This window comes from Flavobacterium sp. LC2016-13 (genome assembly GCF_009707955.1).
Classification (GTDB): Bacteria; Bacteroidota; Bacteroidia; order Flavobacteriales; family Flavobacteriaceae; genus Flavobacterium.
In genome coordinates this window covers 253,615-277,720 of record NZ_WMDQ01000003.1, presented here as the reverse complement: position 1 = coordinate 277,720, position 24,106 = coordinate 253,615, and the positions used below count along the sequence as shown (strand labels likewise).

General features: G+C 30.0%; 20 protein-coding genes. 18 read left to right on the top strand and 2 right to left on the bottom strand.

Translation table 11 applies throughout. From position 1 onward, the window contains the following. Positions 1-44 precede the first annotated feature (44 nt). Together GKZ86_RS08355 and GKZ86_RS08350 are read right to left on the bottom strand one after the other, a co-directional pair. A complete protein-coding gene (locus tag GKZ86_RS08355) occupies positions 45-2,510 on the bottom strand; it encodes an AAA family ATPase (protein WP_154782658.1) in 2,466 nt (821 codons plus the stop codon). 5 nt (positions 2,511-2,515) lie between these two features. Continuing rightward, the gene (locus GKZ86_RS08350; protein ID WP_154782657.1) at positions 2,516-3,568 is read right to left on the bottom strand and encodes a PKD domain-containing protein; all 1,053 of its coding nucleotides are present in this window, start codon (positions 3,566-3,568) and stop codon (positions 2,516-2,518) included. Positions 3,569-3,896: 328 nt separating this feature from the next. Between GKZ86_RS08350 and GKZ86_RS08345 the strand changes: the two genes are divergently transcribed. The 18 genes from GKZ86_RS08345 to GKZ86_RS08260 all read left to right on the top strand — a co-directional run bounded on the left by GKZ86_RS08345 (position 3,897) and on the right by GKZ86_RS08260 (position 24,006). Beyond that, a complete protein-coding gene (locus tag GKZ86_RS08345) occupies positions 3,897-4,538 on the top strand; it encodes a C40 family peptidase (protein WP_154782656.1) in 642 nt (213 codons plus the stop codon). Then, on the top strand, positions 4,522-5,466 hold the full coding sequence (locus GKZ86_RS08340) for a hypothetical protein (protein ID WP_154782655.1): 945 nt from the start codon (positions 4,522-4,524) through the stop codon (positions 5,464-5,466). The genes GKZ86_RS08345 and GKZ86_RS08340 overlap by 17 nt, the downstream gene beginning before the upstream one ends. A gap of 2 nt (positions 5,467-5,468) precedes the next feature. Next, positions 5,469-6,422 carry a TssN family type VI secretion system protein gene (locus GKZ86_RS08335; protein ID WP_154782654.1) on the top strand — a complete coding sequence of 318 codons (954 nt, stop codon included), beginning with the start codon at positions 5,469-5,471 and terminating at the stop codon, positions 6,420-6,422. A gap of 47 nt (positions 6,423-6,469) precedes the next feature. After that, positions 6,470-7,549 (top strand): LysM domain-containing protein, encoded by a 1,080-nt coding sequence (locus tag GKZ86_RS08330; RefSeq protein ID WP_154782653.1) that lies wholly within the window; start codon positions 6,470-6,472, stop codon positions 7,547-7,549. Positions 7,550-7,636: 87 nt separating this feature from the next. After that, entirely contained in the window at positions 7,637-8,131 is a 495-nt protein-coding gene (locus tag GKZ86_RS08325) for a DUF4280 domain-containing protein (RefSeq protein ID WP_154782652.1), read from the top strand. 11 nt (positions 8,132-8,142) lie between these two features. Continuing rightward, the gene (locus GKZ86_RS08320) at positions 8,143-10,923 is read left to right on the top strand and encodes a glycoside hydrolase family 19 protein (RefSeq protein WP_154782651.1); all 2,781 of its coding nucleotides are present in this window, start codon (positions 8,143-8,145) and stop codon (positions 10,921-10,923) included. A gap of 3 nt (positions 10,924-10,926) precedes the next feature. Then, positions 10,927-12,141: a hypothetical protein gene (locus GKZ86_RS08315; protein ID WP_154782650.1), complete on the top strand. Its 1,215-nt coding sequence runs from the start codon at positions 10,927-10,929 to the stop codon at positions 12,139-12,141. Positions 12,142-12,302: 161 nt separating this feature from the next. Beyond that, positions 12,303-12,878: a hypothetical protein gene (locus GKZ86_RS08310; protein ID WP_154782649.1), complete on the top strand. Its 576-nt coding sequence runs from the start codon at positions 12,303-12,305 to the stop codon at positions 12,876-12,878. A 124-nt stretch (positions 12,879-13,002) separates the two neighbouring features. Beyond that, positions 13,003-14,163, top strand: coding sequence for a tetratricopeptide repeat protein (locus GKZ86_RS08305; RefSeq protein ID WP_154782648.1), 1,161 nt, complete (start codon positions 13,003-13,005; stop codon positions 14,161-14,163). A 151-nt stretch (positions 14,164-14,314) separates the two neighbouring features. Continuing rightward, complete coding sequence (locus GKZ86_RS08300; protein ID WP_154782647.1) at positions 14,315-15,214, top strand: hypothetical protein; 900 nt, start codon at positions 14,315-14,317, stop codon at positions 15,212-15,214. Positions 15,215-15,333: 119 nt separating this feature from the next. Further along, positions 15,334-16,398 (top strand): hypothetical protein, encoded by a 1,065-nt coding sequence (locus tag GKZ86_RS08295; RefSeq protein ID WP_154782646.1) that lies wholly within the window; start codon positions 15,334-15,336, stop codon positions 16,396-16,398. A 391-nt stretch (positions 16,399-16,789) separates the two neighbouring features. Then, on the top strand, positions 16,790-17,704 hold the full coding sequence (locus GKZ86_RS08290) for a hypothetical protein (RefSeq protein ID WP_154782645.1): 915 nt from the start codon (positions 16,790-16,792) through the stop codon (positions 17,702-17,704). Between the two features lie 134 nt (positions 17,705-17,838). Beyond that, positions 17,839-18,996, top strand: a complete 1,158-nt coding sequence (locus tag GKZ86_RS08285; RefSeq protein WP_154782644.1) for a hypothetical protein — start codon at positions 17,839-17,841, stop codon at positions 18,994-18,996. Positions 18,997-19,198: 202 nt separating this feature from the next. Then, positions 19,199-20,365 carry a tetratricopeptide repeat protein gene (locus GKZ86_RS08280; RefSeq protein WP_154782643.1) on the top strand — a complete coding sequence of 389 codons (1,167 nt, stop codon included), beginning with the start codon at positions 19,199-19,201 and terminating at the stop codon, positions 20,363-20,365. A gap of 40 nt (positions 20,366-20,405) precedes the next feature. Continuing rightward, a complete protein-coding gene (locus GKZ86_RS08275) occupies positions 20,406-21,575 on the top strand; it encodes a hypothetical protein (protein WP_154782642.1) in 1,170 nt (389 codons plus the stop codon). A gap of 24 nt (positions 21,576-21,599) precedes the next feature. Next, a complete protein-coding gene (gene tssO, locus GKZ86_RS08270; protein WP_154782641.1) occupies positions 21,600-22,112 on the top strand; it encodes a type VI secretion system TssO in 513 nt (170 codons plus the stop codon). Between the two features lie 53 nt (positions 22,113-22,165). Beyond that, positions 22,166-22,615 carry a hypothetical protein gene (locus tag GKZ86_RS08265; protein WP_154782640.1) on the top strand — a complete coding sequence of 150 codons (450 nt, stop codon included), beginning with the start codon at positions 22,166-22,168 and terminating at the stop codon, positions 22,613-22,615. A gap of 20 nt (positions 22,616-22,635) precedes the next feature. Then, on the top strand, positions 22,636-24,006 hold the full coding sequence (locus GKZ86_RS08260) for a DUF5458 family protein (protein ID WP_154782639.1): 1,371 nt from the start codon (positions 22,636-22,638) through the stop codon (positions 24,004-24,006). The last annotated feature ends 100 nt before the right edge of the window (positions 24,007-24,106 follow it).

Here is a 24,106-nt window from a genome sequence, read left to right as displayed (position 1 = left end):
TTTGAGATGGCATTTTATTTATTTTATAAAATTAAGTTTGGCAATTAATTTTCAATAACATCAATTAACTCCTGATTAATCCATTTTACTTCTTCATTTTCGATAATGACAGTTATGGTGTCACCGTCTTTTACTTCACCGGCAATAATTTTCTTGGCCAAAGGTCTTCTTAAATGACTTCTGATAATACTTTTAATAGGCCTTGCACCATATTTCGCATTATATCCGCTTTCGGCAAGATAAAGTTTGGCTTCCATCGGAATTTCTACCGTTATATTAATATTTTTAAGTAAATCCATAAACTCTTTTTTAAGATGGATTTCAAATATTTTTAAGGCATTTTCTTTACTGATAGGCGCAAAAGGTACAATCTCTGTTAATCTTCCTAAAAATTCGGGTCTAAAATAATTCCCCATAATTTCCATTAAAGAATTAGAACTCGGAATCTGACCTTTATTAAAAGTTTCAACAATATGATCTGCTCCAATATTTGAAGTAAAAAGTATAATAGCGTTTGAGAAATCACCTTCTTTTCCTAATCGGTCGTGCAATTTACCTTCGTCCATAATTTGAAGGAAAACATCAAAAACAGAAGGATGTGCTTTTTCAATTTCATCAAATAAAACAATAGAATACGGTTTTTGCCTGATTTTGTTTACCAATAATCCACCTTCTTCATAACCTACATATCCCGGAGGCGCTCCGTAAAGTAATGCTGCCGAATGTTCTTCTTTAAATTCAGACATATCAAATCTGATAATCGCATTTTCATCCTGAAAAAGAAATTCTGCCAGACTTTTTGCTAATTCTGTTTTTCCGGTTCCCGTTGGTCCTAAAAAAAAGAAAGATGCAATAGGCTGTCCCGCTTTGCTTAATCCTGATCTTGACTCTAAAATAGAGCCGGCAACAGTTGCAATACAATGATCCTGACCAATTACTCTCCGTCCTAAAACTTCTTCAATAGAATTCAGTTTTTGCTTTTCTTCTTCTTTTAATTTTCCTGCCGGAATACCTGTTTTTTGTGCAATAATAAGCGATAAATCAAAAGCTTCAATATGAACACGTTTGTCTAAAGCTCTTTCTTCAAGCGTATTTATTAAGCCTTCAATATGTTTAATAATGGCTTCGGAAGTTTCAAAAATCTTTAATTCATTTTCATCCTCAACAAGCATTAAAAATGTTGTTTTATGTATTAAATCCGTCAAAAACCAGTTTAATTCCTTTATTAATTGCTCTTCAGATACATTGTTTTCATTCTGTTTTAAAAGCGCTAACTTATTAAGAATAATTTGTTTTTCTTTTAGAAATGTCTCTCCGGAAGTCTTTAAAACCGACATGGTATGATCGATAAGATTAATGGCAGATTCCGGTAAGCTTTTTTCTTTTAAATATCTTCTGGACAATCGAATCGATTCTGTAATAGTCTCATCATCAATTTGAATTTTATGATGTTCCTGATACGTTTTAATCGATTCACGAATCATTCGGAACAAAGTATCATCGTCAGATTCTTCCAGTTTTACAATTTCAAACATGCCTGAAAGTCCTTGTTCTTTCTCAATTCTTTTCGAATATTCATCGATTGTAGAAGTAGCAATAATATTTAATCCTTTCGCTAATTCACCTTTTAAAACATTAGAAACACCAGAATCACCGCCATTTTTATCCAACAGCGTATGTATTTCTTCAATAATAAGAATTGCTTTTGGATATTGTTTTAATTCCTGAATACAATTTTTCAGACGATCTTCGATTTCTCCTTTGTATGAAGCGCCGGCGATTAACGATGATAAATCCAGTTCAAAAAGCTGAACTTTATTCAAAACATCAGGAACCTGATTCGCAATTACATTTTGAACCAGCGTATCAATTAATATTGATTTACCAATTCCGCGATCTCCAATAAGTAAAACATTGGGTTTCGAGAATCGGCAAAGAATTTCTTTTATAGTATTAAGCTCCGTTTCACGACCAATTGCAGCAATTTTTTTATTCTTTTTCTCCAGATTTTTATGAATAGCATATTTAGCTAGAAAACCTTTTTTTACCTCCTGTTTTACACCATTAACAGGTTCTGGAATAATCGTTTGATCTTCGAGTAATTCGTTTCTGGAAATAGGATAAGTTTTCATTTGGTCGAAGTTAAAACCAACTCCGGGAGAACTAATCGCTACAATAATAGCATAAAGACTTATTTCATCTTCATTTAAAGCAATACGAACAGATTCTGCTTCTTTGATAATTTCGTCTATCAAATCACTTGGTTCAGGATCAGAAACGGGAGTCGTTTTTGGCTCTTCTTCCATACGAACTTCAGCCCATTCATCAAGATAATAAACATCTTTGCCCATAGCTTCAAGACGTTTTAAAAGTGATAAATCCCTGTTTAAAACAGCCTTCAATAAATGAGATGCAGAGTAATATTTATTTAAATTGGTCTTGGCAATTTTTTTAGCGATTTCTAGCGCACTTAATAATTCTGCGCTAAAAACATTTTTTTCTTCTTCCATACTAATTAATCTTTAGACCAGATCAGGTATTTTTTCACTTTATAGCTGATATTTAATCCTTTAATACAATTATTTTGCTTGTCTTTATTCAATCTGATTGCATCAATTCTTATTTTCTTTCCTTTTATGGAAGCACATAATTGAGAAAATGTCAATAAATCATTGTCATTTTTTACCACCGGAATATCAAGATCATCACATAAAAATTCGGCAAAATCATCTTTAACTTTACTGCCTTCAGCTACTTTGGTTAATAAAATTTCAAACTGATCTTCAGAAACTTTAGGTGCTTTTTTTACAGCACTTATACTGTCTTTTACCGTTTTTGTTTTTGGAGCTACGGGAACATATTGCAACATCTCTTCTAATGGGTCTTTTTTTAACGGACCTCTTGGCAAAGCAAAAGCTTCAGCCTTCTTTTCATATTCGTATGAAGATACATCAAGCGGATTTGTTTTTTTGATAACTTTTGGGTGCACATAGACCGTTTTTTTTGCTACACGGCTAAAATCTCCATTGATAACCAGCGTTATAGTTTTTTCTCCCGGAGTTGAAAAAGTATAAACCGGATTTGAAGAAGTTTCATCAATTCCACGGTTTTCTCCAAATGCCCATTCCCATGTTTTTGCATCGTCAGACACTGATTTAAAGTAAGTTGGCTGTCCTACAAAAATGATTTTAGCCGAAATAATTTTTGGAGTTCCCAAAATATCAGCAGCATATTTATCATTAATAACCAATTGTTTTGTATGAACACAAGTTTCATTTATGGTTAAAGTCACAAAATAAGTCCCAGGATTTTTATAAACATGAAACGTATGCTTTCTTACATCTGTTTCAGTGCCATCTCCAAAATCCCATTTCCATGATTTTGCATTTGGTGTTTTGTCATAAAACTCAATAGATTCAAGACTTTGCGAGTGATCTGAGAAAATATAAAATTTTGCGTCTTCACAATCTACATGATTGAATAACTGAATGATAAAAACTACGATTGCGATTAGAAACAATATAGCAAAGAAAAATACAACCCGAATATCAATATTTTTTTTATTCATTCCAATTTTTTAAGGTAATCACTAAGTCAGATAATTTTTATGAAAAACGTAGCAAAAATAGATTTAATTATTCAAAAATATACAACAAATTTTACAAAATTAATTTGTATTCTTACAAAATAATTTGTTACGTTTGTGACCTTATGTTTTATAAAAGGAAATATATTCATATATAAAACAATAACGCTAATACAGGGTATTGTATTGGGTATTTGACTAAAAAAACAGAAGTCATTAATTTTTTTTAGTGTTGCTTAGATTTTAAAATTGAGAATAAATTTTTATCACTTTTTTAATTAAGGGATAAAAAACAATAAATAATATTTTTATGAGGCAGGCAGTTTTATTAATTATTTTGATGCATTTCTGTACAGAATCTCATGCCCAAAATTATATTTCTCAGATTCCTTTCAAATATGATTATTCTTTAGAAACGCTAAAAAAGCAATCTAGAATGGATGAAGGCGGTTTGAAAAACAAAACCGTTGTCAATGATAATTCAGAAAATTTAAGTGATGCTATTTTAGCGCTTAAAGAAAAATACTCCATTGTTTTGGCTGTAATGCCTAATAAAATCACAAATTACAAACTGTATTCTTATATTGATCCATGGATTAATACGCCTTATAAAGAGAAAAGTTTTTCTAAAAAAGGAATAGATTGCTCTTATTTTTTGCAGTCTCTGTACAGTGATGTTTACAAAGTAACGCTTCCTAAAGACCCTGCAGGAATGTGGAAATCCAAATCGATTCAAATTTTTACAGGAAGGACATTCCTGGCCGAAGGTGATCTTATTTTCTTTAGATACGATAAAGATCATCCTATCTCAGATGTGGGTTTGTACCTGCACAACGACAGAATTCTGGCTTGTACCGACAAGGGACTTGCTATCTATAATTTCAATGACGAATATTTTCAATTACGATACATAGGTGCAGGACGAATTAACGACGATGCAAAGAAAAAATAAGAAGAGTCTTGAAGATCTTGTACGCGAAATACAAAGCATTTCGTATGATATTAGAGCCGAAGTGGTTGCTAATGAATTGCTTGTGAGTAACACTGTTGCTCAGGATGAAATTACGATTTCGAATCAGGGACAATTTTCGAGAGCGCACAGAAGTGATATTTTAGGAGCTTCTATTCAGGATGATAATTATGACAAGCAGGAATTTCTTAACATACAATTGTCCAGAGACAGTATGTATGATGCACTTCCGGAAGGTTTTGTACATAGCTTAAGCGAGAATAATGCCGATAAATCTGTTCGGCAAATGATTAGGGAGCATAAGCATCAGAAAAAACAGGAAGCCGAGGCACGTAATTTTTTCACTCCTTTTGAAAATGAGATTTTTCATTATCGGACAAAAATAGAAAGCGTTGAAAGAGATCTTTTATATAAGCTAAACGGAAGCAAACCATTAGATTTTTTCTATGATTTCTGGGGTTTGCCACATATTTATCCGGCCGTTTTGGTGTCAAAGTTTATCCAGCTTTTACCATACGCTTATAAAATTGTTGGAGATATTGATTTAGCATGCCGCTGTCTCGCAAGTATTATTGAAGAAAAAGTAAGCTTTACAACTACAAGTTCTAAAGAATACAGTGAAGAAGGAGAGCAAATTATATTAGGAGAAAATAGGTTAGGAGTTGATTTTATTGTGGGTAAAGATTATATGGATTATTCTTTGAATGTAACCATTGAAATTGGCCCAATTATCAATAAACCTTTTCATCATTATGTCAATGATGGTGAAATAAAAATATTTATAGACTGTTTTTGCGAACATTTTTTCCCGATGGAAGTAGAGATAAAAACAGTTTTATTGATGAATGAAGAAACGGACGAGTTTGATTTTAGTAAACAACCTGTGTTAGGGTATACAACACGAATTTAGTAATGGTAAAGAAGCATTTAGGAGCACTTATAGATATTAGGCTTATTGTATTTTTAGTAATAATTATAGCAGTTTGCGCTATACTTACAATGGTATTTAGTGATAAAGTAAAAGAGTTTGCGGTAAAATATAAAAAGAAATTTTACATCTACCTTTTTTCCTTTGTTGTTATTTATGCGTTAGTAGGATTTTTGGGATACAATAAATTGTTTACAGAACTGTCGAATGAATTTCTTTTTTATCAGATCGCTTCTGCACTATTCGGAATCCTGAACGTTTATCTATACCGATGGTATTTTGATGAATTCAATTTAAAAAGTGTTGTAGGTATTGAGTTGCTGTTCTCTTTACTGGTTACGCTTTATTCAAGTGTTTTATTTATTATTATTTATACGGCTCTAAACGGTATAACATTGACTTTTTTAATGTGTTCGCATTTTCTGGTTTTCATGGTTCCAACCGGAATTTATGCAGTATTTAATTATATGATGCAAATACCTGCCAAAGAATATGTTACGTGGAGAATACCACAAAGGAAAAACCCTTTTCCTGAGATTGATAATGTAGAAATGAAAGATTTACTGCTTATTACTTTACTAATTCAGAAAAAAGAAGATAGTCAGGATTATACTTCCCTTAGATCAAAAGGACCGGTAAGAATTGATTTTGGTGCTTTGTTTTATCATACAGTTACAGGTTATAATGAGCATAATGCTAAAGACATGATCGAATTAAAACATAACGGAGAAAACTATAATTGGGTGTTTTTTTTACAGCCAAAATGGTATGAGGCAGCCAAATACGTAGACGCTAAATATACTTTGGGAATGAATGGTATTACAGAAAATTCGGTAATCATTTGTAAAAGGCAAAAGGAAAGCGAACCTAAGATAAATAAAAAAGAAGAAAAAAAAGAAGAAGGTTTTATATATGAACCCGGTGTTGCTAAAAAATAAACAGAGTAGGTAATAAATGCAATAGATAAATCTAAATTAAGGAAGCGATGTATTATATAAACGAATCTGAGGTGTCGCCAAACAAGCACCGCACATACAAGATAAAAAAGGGGGATACACTACAAAGTGTTGCTCAAGAACTTGGTGTTGATGCTCAGGAACTCAGACGTTATCATAATATTTATTGCGAAATTCCTGATTTGATTGAGGCTGATTTTAAAAGCCATCTTGAATTAGTGATTTTGGCTCCTGAAAAGTCTGTTATCTCTAAAGATGAAATAATAGAAAAAAAACCTCAAAAAGTTAGTTTCGGAGATAATTATAAATTGCTATTTCTACCCAGGAATATTCAAAAAGAATATCAGGTACAATATACTACCGAAGTTGGTGAAGAAATTGACATTTTAGAAATTGAAATAGTTGTAAAATGGCTCGCTAGTGATGAGAAAGGATTTCATCTTTTTGAAATAATCAGAGGGCAGGAAATTTACATTAATACGAAAAAACCGGAAACAATTATGGATGAATTAGATGCAAAAACGGCAGAAATTCTTTATCCGCTTAAAATTGTTGTCGATGAATCCGGTAAATGGGTAGATATATATAATTACGATGAAATTGTAACACGTTGGAAGGTTGTAAAGAGGGAAATTTTAGATTATTATGATGGAGAGGTCAGCGAAAATCATATTGAAATTATAGAATATGCATTAGAAGATTCAGATACATTATTAAAAGCGCTTAGTTCTGATTATTTTTTGAGAGCATTCTTTAATGGAATTTATGTCGAATATACAGCTGATTTCTTTTTTGAGGATAAAGTTTCTTTTCCATTAGAAAAAGGTAAAGAATCGGTTTATAACATTGGGCAAAAAGTTACCCCGTATGTAGATGAATCAGGTTTAATTAAAGTAGAGCAAAAAGGAGAGTATGTTGATAATGAATTCCAGGAAATATACAGGCATGAACCTTTTAGAGGAAATTATAAGGCTGTATATTATTTGAATGAAGATAATTACAGTATTGAAAAAGTAAATTTAGAATGTAGTATTGATGGTGATGAATTTATAAAAGCTACGATACTAATTGAGCCACTAAAAAAAGGAAAAACAGAAATTGGCCAATAATTTTTTTAAATAATAAATAATTAGAAAAATTTCTATAAAGAATAAAGGTGTTAACGAGAGTATTTATTATTCTAAAAAGGTAAAGCCATGAGTGAGAAACATGTAGTAGTACAAGGTGCAACATTAAAATGTAAGTTTAGCGTAGAACCAAAAACGGATGCATTAAAAGTAAAAACACAGGATAAGCATTATGCTAATGATAAAGATGGTGAAAAAAAACTAATTGCAACCGATAAGGAAATTGGACAAACATTAGAGAAAAATACTTTTGGTAAATGCAAAATGCAACCTAACGGAAGCGGAGATTATTTGCCTTGCAAGGCTACAGTTACCAAATGGAGTGGTTTTTATGAAAAAGTAACACTTTCTAATAAAGGAAAAATTCTACTGGAAGACAGTAAAGGAACCTGCCCGATTGGTGGCCCTGATTGTATTACAGTAGACAAACACGGACAAAAAGCTGAACCGGGAAAAGAAAATGCAAAGAAGGCAAAACCTCAGGTAAGCAACCAGATAAATCCTTTGGTTAACACGGATAAAAGAAAACAGAGTTTAGAGGATAGTGATTCTATTTGTAACTAAAATAAAGTAGTATGTCAGATTTTAAAATAACCGGAAATGCTAGCCCTGTAGTGGGAAAAGAAGAGTTTTACACGATAAGTAATCCTCTAACTTCTTTATTTCCGCATACTGCGGCACCAAAAAGCCCTTTTGACACACCAGTTTTATGGACTGTTCATGTTTTAGAATACGGTAGATGGCGTAAAACAAAAGAGAATGATAAAAAAGGAGACAAGGTTTCTTATACATTCTTGCAGAGAAGTCTGCAAAGAGACGGCATTCGTATTATGGCTACAAAAGGTGACCAGATAGCACGAATTGATGTAAAACCTCAATCTGCCGATAAACCTAAAATCAACAATATAGAGTTGCTTGATAAAAGTGGTAAAAAACCTTCTGCACCATTGTCATACGGACAAACGCTTAAAGCGAGAGTACATTGTTTGCATATGGAAAAACGCAAGGTGTATGTGACACTTTGGGAAGACGATGCAGCTGGAGCAGGACATAACAAGGCAAATGAAAAAAACTTATTAGATACACGTTCTGGTATTGTAAAAGATGGAATTGTAGATATTGACTTTTTATTAAAACCAAGTTTTGCCAAGATTGCCAAAATGAGCAAAGATGAAGGTAAAATACATGAATATTATGTTACGACTGATTTTGACAATGAAAAATTAGCCAGTAAGAATGTCAATGTTAATGATCTTGAAACCCCGGTAGCACCTTATAAAGGTAAAACTACGGCACCGCCACAGCAGCCGGTGAAAACTGCAGCACCCACACAGCCCGTAAAACCAAAAACATCGCCATCGAGTGGAGCAACACCGCCAAAAGGCCAGATTACAAAAGTGCATATTACAGATACTGCAGATCGTCCGATAACAGGTATTTTTAAAGAAAAGCAGCTTAAAGTGTGGATAGATTCTAAGGAATTAATTGGAAAAGAAGTACGTCTTAGATTGTACGATCATGATAACGGAAGCCCTAATGATTTATTGGCGGACTTAAAATTTCCTATTAGAGCTAATATACATGCAATGGTTATACGGCTGGACACTATACCAAGAAGCCTTGGAGGTAATCTTTTTCAGGAAGGAGCCGAGCAGGAATTATTTGCAGAAGTTGAAGTTTTTCAAACTAAAACAAGTTCAATAAATGAGATAGTAAAAGTTGATGCAAAAGTTTTTAAGCAAGATCAGGGAGAAGTTGTAAATACAGTTATGAAGATTTTTCAACCTAGTGCTGAGGATAAGAAGAAGGATGAAAAAGGTGAATGTGAAAGATGTAAGATACTCACTAAAGATGAATTAAAACTAATTTTTACAGATGCTAGTGATACGATGTTAACAGATGTAATTAGTGCTTTCAATGACGGGGCTAAATTATTTGAAGTAAATACTTGTCTTAGAAAAGCTCATTTTTTCGCTCAAGTTTTAAAAGAAGTTGGAACAAAATTAGAATTGAAGAAGCCAGAAAGCATGAATTATAGTGCTGGAGCACTCAAAGATGGTTATTGGTATAGTACTGGGACAAATTGGGTAAAAGGTAATTTAGAAACTGGAGAAGGTGGTTACTTCCGAAATGGAACAAAGAAAAATTTTTGCAATTTATCTTATTTTAGAACAAATAATCATATAGCTGATTTATATGGTAGAAAGGATTTAAATAGTTATAGTGATAAAGGGGTTCAAAAAGCAAATGAAGATATGCTTGCTAACTATGCATATTCAAATCAATATGGAAATGGAGGATTCGAGACTGGAGATGGAAGTAAATATAGAGGTAAGGGACTTATTCAATTAACATGGAAAGAGAATTATGAAAAAGTTTATGAAAAAATTAAAGTTGTTGATGCAAGTGTAAATATTGTAACCAATCCTGATAAAATTTTAACTAACATTAGATACGCAGTTTTTTCGGCGATGGGATTTTGGCAATTAAAAAAAATAAATGATGTTATTGGAAATGATACAAATGAATCTATAGCAAATTTAGTTACAGGCAAAATCAATCCAAATGATGATGCTGATGCTAAAAAGAGAAGAAGAGAAAATTATAAAAATATTACTAAGACAGTCTTTAAAGTAGATGAATGCAAAAATGGTAAATCATCTGAAAAAGGAGTAGAAGGACAGTCCGAATATTATACTTATAAATCAGGAAAGATTAAACTTATTAAAGGCTCTGTAAAAAAACATGCTTATTATGTAGAAAAAGATGGAGGCAAATTTAAGTTACTTTATGTTTTAGATGAAAATGAACATGGTATGGTGAAAATACCTAGTACAGGTAGTGGATTTGGTAGATATAGTGGTGTTGATGCTGGAGGAGTTTCTGGTGGTGAAACAGTGGGACAAGGTGATCACTATTTATTACCGAAAACTGCAGCTGGTTTGTTTGGTATTATTAGTGAAGTTAATGAAAAGGGTTGGGAAATACATTTGGGAGATATGTCATCTGAAAATGGCAGTGATCCATGGGGAGCAGGTTCTAGCCATCATGCTGGACATGGTCATTTAGGTACAAGAAAGGGACTTGACTGTGATTTTCGTTATTTAAATACTTCTGGTAAAAGCTATCAAGGGAATAACACAGATTCTGTATTTGATAAAGACAAAAACAAAGCATTCTTTAATTTAGCACATACGTATGGGTTTAGAAAGAATTTTTGTGCTAATCCGAGAACTATCTTTGGAGATAGCGTGCCAGGAGTAACACATGATAGAGATCATGCCGATCATGGTCATATTGGTTTGACAAATCTTGATTTAGAAGAGGTGAGTAGTTTAAATGTAAATAAAATATAAGATATGAGATTATTAATAGTTTTGTTTTTTGCAACATTAATAAGTTGTGTAGATAAAAAAACAGAAAAACAAAATTTAACTAAAAATGAAACTGAGATAACTAATAGTATTCAAACAGTTATTGATTGTGGAGATTTTACATTAAAAATTGATATTGATAAAGAAGACTTTAATGTCATTAATAAGGGAGATAGTATTTTTATATATAAAATTTTACCTGGATCAATAGAAAGTAGAAAAATAAATATAGTAGAAAAAGACATACAATTAAATAATATAAGGATAGATGAAAATTTAGAATTTAAATTTTACCAGAGAATGACTGATGATAATCAAAGTTCTCCATTAAATATATCTTTTAATAGATCAAATAAGCCGAAGTTATTATCAAATACTTTTTTAAGTTCTAGTAGTGAAAGTTTTAATACTTCATTATTTGATCAACATTTTTCTGAAGTAAAAAATGAATCATTAGAAAAACAAAATCTATTTTATAAAAATTTATTAAATAATAAAAAAAAGTATGAAAATTGTTGCCCTGAATATATTGTGCAGGCAAAGAATTTTCTAAAAAAAGACGATAAATCATTCACAAACTTTGAGTCGTTAAATATTACATCTTTTATTAATAAAAATATCATAATAATAAGATATGAAGTAAATAAAAGATCTAAATCTAAAGTAATTATTCTTAACGAAGACAGTAAAAAGGACACAGATTCTAATCTAGTTTCTTCCGATTCTACTAAAACAAGTGAGCAGGCAAAAGAAATTAATTCTTGGGAATTTAGTCCAAATGCAGCAGAAAAACTGAAATTGATTTTATATGCCCCAACTATTTCTTCTAAGAATGAAGATGAGTATTTTAATTATGGATTTTTAGTAATTGATGGAGGAAAAAAAAGATTCCAGACACAAAATATTATAAGACTAGCAAATAAAAACTCACCTTATTCGGCATTTGAAAAAATAGTTTTTAAAAATAATTTTTTTACAATAGAGCAGCATGGAAACAGTAGCGATTATTCAACTTATGAATATATAACATTTAAATATGAAAATGGAGCATTCTATCTTCATAAATATAGCATTGAGTATACAAGTAAAAATAATCCAGACGAGAATACGCCAAGTAAAAACTGGTTGAAAAAAGATTTTGGTCTTGTAAAATTGGAAGATGTAACTCCTGCCTTTTTAGACGATCTAAAAAACAAATAATTACAACAACAAATCACTTCAATTTTTAAAGTAAATTTTAATTAGGCTTTTCTAATGTGATATTATGTTCATTGACGTATTGAAAAGAAAAGCCTCAGCTAGCAAGAATAGGATGTTCTTGTTAGCTGGCGGAATCCCAAGAATGATAAAGAATAAAGATGATGAAAAGAATATTAAGTATCGCAATTTTAGCTTTACTGTTTACAAATTGCAATGGAAATTCAAAATCAGAAAATAGAAGAAGTTCTAAAGATAATTTAAATGCAGAATTACAAAAAGATTCGACTAATAAAGTTGCAGAAGAAAATAAAGAGAATCAAAATGATTGTTTATCTAATACGAAAATTACAAATTTGCCAATTACCAATAGTATTATAGATGGTAATAATGTATGGAATGAATTAGATTGTAATATAGCAAATTTAGATACTAAAGATTATCTGAGGTTACCTGATATTAATGGAATTAAAGTTTTTATTATAGGCAATTTTAATTTTGATGATTTTACATACACGTTAGTAACATTAAAGAATAATAAAGTTATTACTAAAAAGGATATTGGTTTTGCTAAAGAAGGTGATGAACCCAATACTGTTTCTGAATTTACTCAATTTGAGATTAATAAAGATTATGTTTTTGGTTTAAATACTAAAACAAAAAATGGTGAAGACTTTAAAACCTTAAAAACAGAAAAGTTTAAGATAGATGATAATGGCTTAATTGTAGTTGTTAAATAATATTTTTTAGATAAATAAAATAATAAGACAATATAAGTTCATTGACGTATTGAAAAGAAAAGCCTCAGCTAGCAAGAATAGGATGTTCTTGTTAGCTGGAGGAATTTTATAAAATAGAATTGAAATGAAAAAAATAATATTTGGTTTATTGATGTTAAGCTTAATCCTATCATGTAAGTCACAAGATAGTAAAGAAAATTACATAGGTACATGGTTAGAAGTTAAACAAAAAAATAAAGAATTCGTGCTTGTAGATTGTGGTTATGAAGGAGGAAGTTTGAAAACTTCTAATAATTCAATTTTTGAAAAAGGAATAATGGAAGATGTAGATATGAAAATTGATCATATAAAAGAAGGTGAAGACGGAATAACGTTATTTACCGATAAATTAGAAAAGTCATATTATAAATTTCTTTGGATTGATAAAGAAAAGGGTATATCTAAATGGGAAATTCAATACAGTGAATCTTCTAAAGTTGTAAAGTATTTTGTAAATGCACTAAACGTTAAGAGTGTGAAAAAAATACAAGGAACAAAAACAGATTGTATCTCAAAAGAAGATGTTGGAGATGTTGTTAATGATTCTTTAGTTATTAATGGAGGTAATAACATTATTTTAGTAGAAGATGATAATTGTATATCATTAAAAAATAAGAAAGGGAATTTGATTTTCGAAAGATGTTTTGATAATAGTATTGTTAAGATTAGACATACAGGTGAGGGAATACCATTGACTATAACAAATGGCCAAAATTCAATGGACATTGATTTTTTCAGTAAAGGAAATGAATGGATTTCAAATTCTGTAACATACTATAAGAGTTCATCAAGTGGAGAGGATAAAAATACTAAATCAATGGCTGTATCACTTAAAGAATTTGATTTTAATAATGTTGTAGACCAATTTGGAGATGTAAATAGTAAAGGTTTAATTTCTCTAGATGATATTAAAAATAAGGAAAAGTTGAAAGAAATAGATGTTTACAAAATTGCAGATATATTAAAAGCTAATCCAATTTGTAATGAGAATATTGCTTTATATAATGATGCTGCATTTAACTTAATTGAAATGGAGAATTTTAATGAAGCAAGAATAATACTTCTTGATATAGTTAATTTCTCTCCTGATCGAGTTGTTGCTTACTTAAATTTGGGAGATGCTCAATGGGGATTTGATGAAAATGAAGATGCCAAGAAATCTTATCAAAAATATATTTCACTAATGAAAACTCAAGGTAAAGATTTAAATAAAATACCTAAACGAGTTTATGAGAGAATTAAATAAAATTGAAACTCTGAAGCTTTTTTTTAGAATGAAAATTTAATATAATACAAAATACAATAAGAGTTCCTTGACGTATTGAAAAGAAAGGCCTAAGCTAGTAAGAATGGGATGTTTCTTGTTAGCTGGAGGAATTTTATAATAAATTAATAATATGAGAATACGAATTTTATGTATGATATTATCTATGATGATATTTTCATGTAAAGAAAAAAATAATATTGAAAAAAATCAAACAGTAGATAATTACTCTAAAATCGATTTTAGTGGACACACTTTATTTAAAGTTATAGAAACAGATTCCGGAAGATTTTTATATAAGCCATGTGGAGCAAATGTTGAAAAATTTAAAATCTATAAAGACAGTATTTTTCACAATTTAGGTCAAGAATATTATACACTTAATATATCTTCTAAAGAAGTATTAGAAAATAAAATTACTTACAGACTGATTTATAAATATAATTTAGAAAAGCCCGAAAATTCAGATAGCATATTGAAAATCCAACCTCTAGATAAAGAGCAAAAGTTTTGGAAAATTAATAACGATCTATACATTGATAGTGTTTTTGTTAACACGATAAAAACTGTAAAAGAATTGCCTTGCGATGAAGAGTGTTATGATTGTCCTGAAGAAAAAGATTTAGCGAAGAATGAAAATACTGCAACTAATTGGAAAGTAAATTGTGAGAGTGGAAACGCTAGTATGCAAATTGATGGTAATAATGTTTCTTTGGAAATAATGTTTAATCAAATCTATGTTGATATGGTCGAAATTGAACAGAATAAATCTGAAAAAAGTATAACATATAAACTTAAAGAAAAGCCAGAGGATTTAGGAGAGTTCGGAATAAAATTAGATTGGAAAAGTTTTATAAATGATAAACCTATTGCATGTTTAAAATTTATTAATGATAAAACAATTCATTTTTATTGGTATGGCTTTTACAATAATAAGACTAAAAAGAGAGAATTTATCGAATGTGAGTTTCAACAAGAAATTATTCAAAAATATGCAGATAAGCATGTGGTTTTAATGAAGTGCGATCTTTAGCACTTTAGGCTAATAATTCCAAAATGATCCTTGACATATTGAAAAGAAAAGTCTCAGCTAGCAAGGATGGGATGTTCTTGTTAGCTGGCGGAATTCATTGAATAATAAAGAATTAAATAATGAAAAAAATATTAAGTATTGCAATTTTAGCTTTATTATTTTCAAATTGCAATGGAAATGTGAAGTCAGAAAACGGTAAAATTCCAAATAAGAAAACTGATACTATATCAATTTCTGAAAAAAAGGAATGTGACATCCCTCAAGAAATTATAAGTTATATGAGTTCTAGTAAAGAGTTTGATTTACTATTAATGAAAGATTTAAAATTGTTAGATGAATATGTGAATACTCCTTTATGCTCAATTTATGCTAGAGGAGATTTTAATCACAATGGAAATGAAGATGTTGCGATTATTGTTAGGTATAAAGGATATATAAACGAAGCATATCCTAACTACAATTTCCCCTTTTTAATCATTTTCAATGATTATAAAAATGGAGTTAAACCTATCATTATATACAAAACGGGAGATTATTCAGATGAATCAGAAAAAACAGTTATTTATGACCAATTTGAAGAAGGAATTTTCTCTTATATACAAAAAGCTAAAGTATGTGGAGAAGAAGTTGTGAGAATTGTTTTGCCGGAAAAATCTACTTTTTATGTTTATTGGAATTCAAATAAATCAGTTTACGAATTTATTAATTCTTTAGATGAAGATTTTTGTGAAAAAATAAAAGGTAGTATTAATTCTAATGAAGCAAAAAGAAATGATGATTTAAAATCATTGTCAGATGATTTTTCAATTACAGGAACATGGAAATCAAAGTGTAGTAATGAAAATGATTCCCAATTTCTTATGTATGATGGCAATGAAGGAGATTTTTATATGAAAGATTCAAAGGGAGAGCTGATAGCCAAAATGACAACAAAATATAATGCAGAAGCAAAATCTATAGAATATCTTGGGGCATCAATTATAAATTCTAAGTATCAATATTTCAATTGGAATATTGATATAAAGATGAATACTCCAATTGCAGTGATAAAAAAAGGAGATAATAGAAAAATATATTTTGAATGGAAAGGATTTTATAACAGTAAAACAAAAAAAATAGAGTTTCCTAAAAACCCATTTAATCAAAGTAACAATACCATAATTTTATATAATTGTGATTATTAATAGAAATAACCCAAAAAACCTTGGGTCCAATGAAAACTATAATAATATTAGTATTACTAATATTATATTTTTTGCAAATACAATGTTATGAGCAAACAGCAAAAGAAATAAAAAGAACAAAGACGAAAGAATTTCAGAAAAAACATCTCAGCTAGCGCGAGCATCTCGCTCGTGATAAATAGGATTTCTAGAGTATTCTTAATAGCTTAATTAAATTAGTGGTACGAGCGAGACGCTAACGCTCTAACAGAGGAATATATTGTTGACGTCACAGAATTGAAAATTTAAATCAAGTATAGGTTCCTTGACGTATTGAAAAGAAAAGCCCCAGCTAGCAAGAATAGGATGTTCTTGTTAGCTGGCGGAATCAAAATATTTAAAAAAGTAAAAGATGAAAGTGATTTTAAATGGAAATGAAATGAGATTAATAATAATAAGTCTTTCACTAATTCTATTTAGTTGTAAAGATTTTAAAACACAGGAATCGAATGATTTACCAAAAAATGTAATAGCTAAAAATACAAAATTAACATGTGAAGATATTGCTTATCAAATTGTTAAATCAAGTAATTTAGAATTAAGGGGGCAAAAAGATTTTTTAACACAGATAGATCGAATTGAAGGAGATAATATAACTATTCATGTTTATATCGAAAATAATATCTCAGAAGATCCTAAAACGAAACAAATAGTTGAAAGTACGATTGCTTGGTTGTCATTGAATGTTAATGATAATAAATTATTTAATACAACTGCAGATCCAGATAATCCAATCGAATTAAATTTTGATAAAAAAATATTATCTGAGAATGATGTTTTTAGTTTGTGTCAAATAGTAAAAAAAGAAAAGAAGGAAGTAGTATCGAATCAAGCTATTAAGTATTCTATTCTTCCTATTGATTTTGATGAGTATTATAAAGCTTGTGTGAATCCTTATGATAGCATTCAATGTAATAAAAACTATCCTAAATATTTTTATAAGGAAAATGATGCCATTGCAAAATTTTTTGGAAATAATTTTCACCCGAGTGATTATATGTATCTTCCTAAGCTAAATGATTATCAACCAATTATTTTATGTAATACTGATTCTGATACTGAATCATATGATTTAATTGTACTAAATAATGATAAAATAATTTCTTCTTTAGAAATAGGAATTATGGACGGTGGATCTATTACCCAGTTCGTCATTTCAAAAGATTATAAAATCAATCTTTATAAAAGAAAAAATACTACAGAGAAAAACGTTTTTTTTAAATCTTACAACATTGATAAAAATGGTAGTATCGTAGAAATAAAATAGAGGTTAAAAGTAAGCAAAATGCCTTGAGAGAATAACAATACAATAAGCTCTTTGACGTATTGAAAAGAAAAGCCTCAGCTAGCAAGAATGGGATGTTTTTGTTAGGTGGAATTTTGATTAATAAAAATTAGTATATGAAAAATTCAATAATTACACTTTTAGTAATTTTTACATTTATTTTTAATTCATGTAATTCTGAAAAAAAGGATCAAAAGTTAAATAATCAAAAGAATGGTAATAAGTTTATTGAAGTAATAAAGAAGCAATTAGAAAATGGAGCTTCCGAAGAATATGGGAGTTTTGACGATTACAATGGAGAAGATTTAAATGCATTAGTGACTTTGGAAGGTGAAATATTAAAAAATGATGGATATGTTTTTTTGTCAGACAAAGATTTTTTTGAAAAAATTAATCTTTTTTTTAAACGAAAAATTGATCCTAATTCAAATTCTGAATTTTTAAAAATAGATTTAAACAATATATGTGATAAAAAATTAGATTTAAAACCTCAAACAGCAGATTTCCAATATATATATGTTTCAAAAAAAAATAAATTTCTGACCTATTTTTTTGCAATACCGCAACTAATAGATTATGAAAAAAAATATCCTGAACTTTCTGTTTATGAAAGTAAGGCGACTTTTATAACAGATGAAGTTGAAGGTGCTAAAATTGAGATTAAAAGGTGGAAAAACATTCCAGATAAAGAAAAACAAAGACAGAAAAATATTCAAATATTAATCAATCGCAATAAATACATTTTTAATAATAATAAAGCAAGTTTAGTTTGGTTGAAATTTAATGATAAAGAATTTTTAGAATCATTAGTTAAAACTTTTGGCTATGCTCAAGATACTGATTTATTGAAATGGATTCTGGATAGAAATCTTGTTAATGCTAGTGATATAGATGAATTTTCAAAAGTATTATGGATTAAAAACTGTAATGGTAATATTGTTTTTCATAAAGAAATTTTTGATGTAATGAATGTTGAAAGTGTAAATAATAAGAAGAAATTTATTGAAGCTTTGAAAAATTATTTGTCTGAATTTGAAAATGAAAATTTAAGCTTTAGTGAGCAAGCAAAAATAAAAGCTTTAGTTTGCTATTATGGTACAAAATTATCCGGCAGTATTGAAGTTGGTGATGTATTTCAATTTTTTCCTTTTGTAAATGGTAAAGAATATGAAAAAGAATTCATAAAAAATAGCTATTACAATTTATCCGATTTTAAGGAATTATATAATGATGCAAAAAACGGAGGAATTTGGTTGCCAGGAATGCCAGAGTAAATAAATAAATAAATAAATAAATTGAAACAATTATATCATTAAGATTCTAGTAAATCATAATTGATAGTTTTCAGAAGTTCAAATTTTTAAATGGATTATCAAAGTAATATAAAAGCGGGCTCATTGCTTGTCATTGTTACTATTTAACCCGAAAAAGCTTGTTAGAAAATAAATTAAAAAATAAATAAACAACAATATATAAATGAAATTAAATTTTTTAGCATTCTTTTTAATTCTTGCTTTAGGTAATAATGTAAATGCACAGAATATATCGATTCAGGTTTTATCTGCCGTAGAAAAAGATAAAGTATTAGACAATGCAGAAGTTATGATTCAACGAAATGGTGAATCATCAACCAAAAGGTTAACCAACACTCAGGGTAAAACAACTATCAATGGTAATTTTCAGGATGATTCAAATACCTTATTAATTATTAAAAAAGATAATTATTCAACTCTTGTTGTAAAATGCCCTTGTAATGATTTGACATATGCTTTAAGTCCAGTAATGAAAAATCTTGACGGAATGAGAATTGTTTTAAACTGGGGGAAATATCCTTCGGATTTAGATTCACATTTAAGTTTTCCGGGAAATCATATTTATTTTGAACACAAGAAAGGAAGTTTCTCTAATCTGGATGTTGATGACACAGATAGTTATGGTCCGGAAACGATAACGATTAACAATAAAAAATTCGGACAGACTTACCATTATTTTGTACATGATTATTCTAATAGAGATGATTTAAATGCTTCTCAATTGTCTGCAAGTGGAGCAAAAGTATTTGTTTATGTTGGACAATCGTTGGTTAAAACGTATTACATACCAAAAAACAAAAAAGGTAATGTGTGGAATTTATTTAAGATAAATGAAAACGGAGAAATCATTGATATAAACAATATTATTTCGAAAACAGAACAAGAAGTTGGTATAGTTGGATCTTCTGGTGATGGTAACGAAGAAGAAGTATATGTATCAAATGAAGATAAGAAAACAGCACTATTATTAAATAAAAAAGGAGATTTGGCTTATCAGGATAAAGATGTTGATGCAGCTTTGAATTTTTATAAGCAAGCCATAGAATACAATCCTGTATTTGGACAGGCGTATGGAAATTTAGGTCTTATGTATATTAAAAAAGGTTATAAGGCAGAAGCTATTTATTCTAATAGAAAAGCAATAACCTATGCTGCGGGTAATTCGATTAATACGACAAAAGCCAGTGCTTATTACAATATTGCTAAAATTTTTGAAAACGATAATGATTTTGAAGAAGCATTAAATTATTACAAACTGGCCAAAGAGTATAAAGAAAATACCGTTTATGATAATGCAATAATTAGAGTAGAAAGTAAATTAAGAGGGTAAGAAAGAGAACGTCTTATTTCAAATAAAACAATATAGAATCATGATAGAAAAATTAAGTCATTTTCCCGTTAACTGGATTGACGGGATGAAGATCAACAAAAATCATTTTTTAGCGATGCAGGACAATGTTTCTGAATTGGTAAATGATGCGATTGGTATTCATACTACACCTATAAGTTATGGATTACTGGATTCGGGAAATCAAAACAAAGAATCGACAAAAATTACTTTAGGAATCGATAATCACAAATTGCTTCGCGTTCGTGTAGAAGAGTGTCACGCCATTACTCCAAACGGATCACGAATCGAAATCAGTAAAAGTAATACCGATACACTTGATCTTCAGGTGCCTTATCCGGAAGACACGTATGAGATTAAAGACGGAGAACAATTAGAGTTACTGGCTTGTATATCGGTTAATTCTAAAAAAAGGATTCCGTTTGGTGAGCCGGATCCGGATGAAGTTCCGCCAAGATATCCTAACACACAACCCGACTATAAACTTCACTTAATCAAAGCCGAAGAATTTCGTTCAGGAATTGGTTACGGAGGATTTTATCTCGCGATTGGTAAAGTTTTGATAGGTGATACAACTGTTCTTGATGAAAATTATATTCCGTCATCAGTTACTGTAGCCTGTCATCCAAAATTGGTTGATATGCAGGCGCAAATAGCGCGTTCATTTGGTCAGATAGAAATTTACTCCGTACAAATTTCTCAAAAAATTAATCGTGTTCAGCAATCAGGTGTTTTGCCACAAACGGTTATGCAATTGGCAGATAATACAGGATATTATTTAGGAAGTCATCTGACACAGTTTCGTTGGTTTTCACTACATCAGCACCCGGCTGCTATGTTAGGTACAGTGGTTTCTTTTGCAAGAGTAATGAAAAACTTTATCGATTCTAAATCAGGAGCAGGAAAAGAAGAGTTACTGAATTATTTTGCAGAATGGTGTGATATTTCTCAGGGAAACCTTGAAATCATGTTTACATCGCTTATTAACTCTGGTTACGACCATGTGAATATTGATAAGACAGCTTCGTTAGTAATGAGCACGCTTGTCAAAATAGAGAAATTGTTCGAAACATTGAACAAACTGGATTACATCGGTAAGAAAAAAGAAAATATTGAATTGTTTGTTGCTGAAACAGATAAAAAAGATATCGTTCATAGTCCGAAAAGACACGGTTTCTTTATAAAAGATTAAGAATATAATAAGTAATAACAAATTATGGAAGTTTTAAACAAACAAGAACGTCAGAAAGCATTTATCGCTTTTCTAATTGCATTTATCCTCACTTTTTCGGTAATGTTAATTGCAGTATCATTCAATTTTTATATGCCGATAGCCGAAAATAAAATGCTGAAAGCCGAAAATGAAATGATGAAAAGAGAATACGATTATCAAACTAATTTTTCGGTAAAAATTGACAGCGTTCGAATGACGATTGACTCTATTAATTCACCAAAAGTAGATAACGATTTTCAGCAGCGTCTGGCCAATGTTATGATCGCTAATATTTATCAGAAAATACCAAAAGATACAACAGAGAATAAAAAACTGTATAACAATGTAATCCTGGCGTACAAGAATATTATTGATTATAAAAAACAAATCAGAAGCTTAACTCACAATTCGCATTTGATAGACAGTTTGAACCAATCGGCAAAAACCTATAAAGAAGAATTAGAGAAAGTAAGCAGGGATTTAGATGTCTGCCGCCAGATTTATCAAAACCAATAATTAGAAATCAGAGTAAAGAACCAATAAAATAATCATTTAAAAAATTTAGAATTATGTTATCAAATTACGGAATTGGAGGTAATGAAGTAAAATTAGATGCAGATGAAGCAATCACTGCAATCCCTCAAAACAGAACACTTGTTGCTCAAAAACTAACAGTTGATGCTCCTGTAAAACCAGAATTGGTAGAAGGAATTACAAGTGTTGAAAAAGCATTTGAACACTTTAAACCAGAAGTAAAAGTGAATTTTGAAACTGTAGACGGAGCTACTAAAGTAGAAGCGTTGAACTTTAAAAATTTAGGAGATTTTGGTATAAAAGGAATCACTTCACAAAGTAGTTTTTTATCTGATCTGGAAACAGAAAAAGATCAATATCAAAAAATTATCCGTCAGTTAAAATCAAATAAAATTTTGAAAGCTGCCCTGGAAGATGGTGAAGCCAAAAAAGCTTTATTAGAAAGTCTTGGAACTTTAATTGCTGAATTAAAAGAAAACAAATAAGAATTTTAAAAATATAAGATATGTCAAATAAAGAAGCATATAAAGGTGGTGATGCAGATACAGCAGTATTAGAGCGTAAAGTAGCCGGAGGTTCAATTGAAAAAAATGTTGAAAAACTAGCCAAATATGGTGGGTTTGATTTGTTGGAAATGTCAATTGAAGGAATTCAAAATCTTAATCCGGAGCGAAAAGCAAGAAGAAAAATTTTCCTTGGAGAAGTAAACAAAGCAAAAGAAAGAGAAACTCTTTTGAAAACATTAGAACTTTGGTCTTCTGTTTTAAGCAACAATGAAGCTTTGACTGATATGGTTGCTCAAAGTGAAGATAAATGCAAAGAGTCTGAAGCATTGTTGCAAAAAAACTTAGTAAAAGCGGTTGAAGATACAAGAGAAATCGAAGCAGCTTACAGAACTATTGCTTTGTTCTTTAAAAATACAGAAACTGATAAAGTAAAAAATGTTACGATCGTAAATGCTGATTTAGAGCAGTTAAAAGATCTTGATAATACACGTTTTATCGATGCAATTCACGGAGAATTAGTAGATAATTATGATCGTTTAGATCTTAAAAATAACTACGGAATTTTGGTTATTCCTGGTTATTTAGGATCAAACAAAGTAATCGAAAAATGGGCTAAAATCGCTCATGAAAATAAAGTAATGTTAGTTACAGATTTCGAACATCTTGACGAACCGGATGATGTAATGGAAATGTTTGATGCTGCTGCTTTAACTGGTGGTGAAGTATACCGTTCTAACGTAATCATGACTTGTAACTGGTTAGTAGGTCGTGGAAGATTTGACCAGATTGGTGAAAATGAAGATTTACACATTGCTCCATCTGCGGCACTTGCAGGAAAAATTTACAAAACATTAATGTCTCAGGTTACTGCCGGTAAAAAATTCGGTGGAATCAATGAAGTTGACGGAGTAAAATTTGACCTTAAGAAAAGTGAAATCGCAAATCTTGAAAACTTAGGATTAGTTCCTATGGTAAACGAGTACGGTAAAGTAATGGCTTTCTCTGCAAAAACATTATTTAGCGGAGATAACTTAGGATTGCAAACGTATTCAGTAGTTCGTGTTTTTGATTATGTGACTAAAGTATTAATGGATTTCTTAAACCGTCGTGCTTTCGAAAACTTTACTGCTAAAACACGTAAAGAGATTATGAATCAAATCGTTGCTTTCCTTGACGGAATCACTGGTCCGGATAAATTAATCGAGAATTTCGAAATCAGAAGATTCGAGCAAGATCCAATTCAAAAAGACAGAATTTATATGGATATCCATATGAAACCTTATTTTCCTGCTAAAAACTTCCTTATCAAAATGGACGGTCAAAAAGGAACTGACGGAACAGAATGGGATACAGATTACGAACAAAAATAATAGTTGTACTGGAAATCAAAAAAGGAAGCACATGAAAAATGTGTTTCCTTTTTTAAACAAAAAAAATATTGATCTTTTGAATGGTCAAACCAAATAATTC

Excerpts from the sequence above, each read along its gene's own strand:
- GKZ86_RS08295 (WP_154782646.1), top strand. The coding sequence starts at position 15,334 with ATGAAAAAAATATTAAGTATTGCAATTTTAGCTTTATTATTTTCAAAT.
- GKZ86_RS08325 (WP_154782652.1), top strand. The coding sequence starts at position 7,637 with ATGAGTGAGAAACATGTAGTAGTACAAGGTGCAACATTAAAATGTAAG.
- GKZ86_RS08345 (WP_154782656.1), top strand. The coding sequence starts at position 3,897 with ATGAGGCAGGCAGTTTTATTAATTATTTTGATGCATTTCTGTACAGAA.
- tssO (WP_154782641.1), top strand. The coding sequence starts at position 21,600 with ATGGAAGTTTTAAACAAACAAGAACGTCAGAAAGCATTTATCGCTTTT.
- GKZ86_RS08280 (WP_154782643.1), top strand. The coding sequence starts at position 19,199 with ATGAAATTAAATTTTTTAGCATTCTTTTTAATTCTTGCTTTAGGTAAT.
- GKZ86_RS08290 (WP_154782645.1), top strand. The coding sequence starts at position 16,790 with ATGAAAGTGATTTTAAATGGAAATGAAATGAGATTAATAATAATAAGT.
- GKZ86_RS08305 (WP_154782648.1), top strand. The coding sequence starts at position 13,003 with ATGAAAAAAATAATATTTGGTTTATTGATGTTAAGCTTAATCCTATCA.
- GKZ86_RS08340 (WP_154782655.1), top strand. The coding sequence starts at position 4,522 with ATGCAAAGAAAAAATAAGAAGAGTCTTGAAGATCTTGTACGCGAAATA.
- GKZ86_RS08355 (WP_154782658.1), bottom strand. The coding sequence starts at position 2,510 with ATGGAAGAAGAAAAAAATGTTTTTAGCGCAGAATTATTAAGTGCGCTA.
- GKZ86_RS08300 (WP_154782647.1), top strand. The coding sequence starts at position 14,315 with ATGAGAATACGAATTTTATGTATGATATTATCTATGATGATATTTTCA.
- GKZ86_RS08310 (WP_154782649.1), top strand. The coding sequence starts at position 12,303 with ATGAAAAGAATATTAAGTATCGCAATTTTAGCTTTACTGTTTACAAAT.
- GKZ86_RS08330 (WP_154782653.1), top strand. The coding sequence starts at position 6,470 with ATGTATTATATAAACGAATCTGAGGTGTCGCCAAACAAGCACCGCACA.
- GKZ86_RS08265 (WP_154782640.1), top strand. The coding sequence starts at position 22,166 with ATGTTATCAAATTACGGAATTGGAGGTAATGAAGTAAAATTAGATGCA.
- GKZ86_RS08260 (WP_154782639.1), top strand. The coding sequence starts at position 22,636 with ATGTCAAATAAAGAAGCATATAAAGGTGGTGATGCAGATACAGCAGTA.
- GKZ86_RS08275 (WP_154782642.1), top strand. The coding sequence starts at position 20,406 with ATGATAGAAAAATTAAGTCATTTTCCCGTTAACTGGATTGACGGGATG.
- GKZ86_RS08350 (WP_154782657.1), bottom strand. The coding sequence starts at position 3,568 with ATGAATAAAAAAAATATTGATATTCGGGTTGTATTTTTCTTTGCTATA.
- GKZ86_RS08315 (WP_154782650.1), top strand. The coding sequence starts at position 10,927 with ATGAGATTATTAATAGTTTTGTTTTTTGCAACATTAATAAGTTGTGTA.
- GKZ86_RS08285 (WP_154782644.1), top strand. The coding sequence starts at position 17,839 with ATGAAAAATTCAATAATTACACTTTTAGTAATTTTTACATTTATTTTT.
- GKZ86_RS08335 (WP_154782654.1), top strand. The coding sequence starts at position 5,469 with ATGGTAAAGAAGCATTTAGGAGCACTTATAGATATTAGGCTTATTGTA.
- GKZ86_RS08320 (WP_154782651.1), top strand. The coding sequence starts at position 8,143 with ATGTCAGATTTTAAAATAACCGGAAATGCTAGCCCTGTAGTGGGAAAA.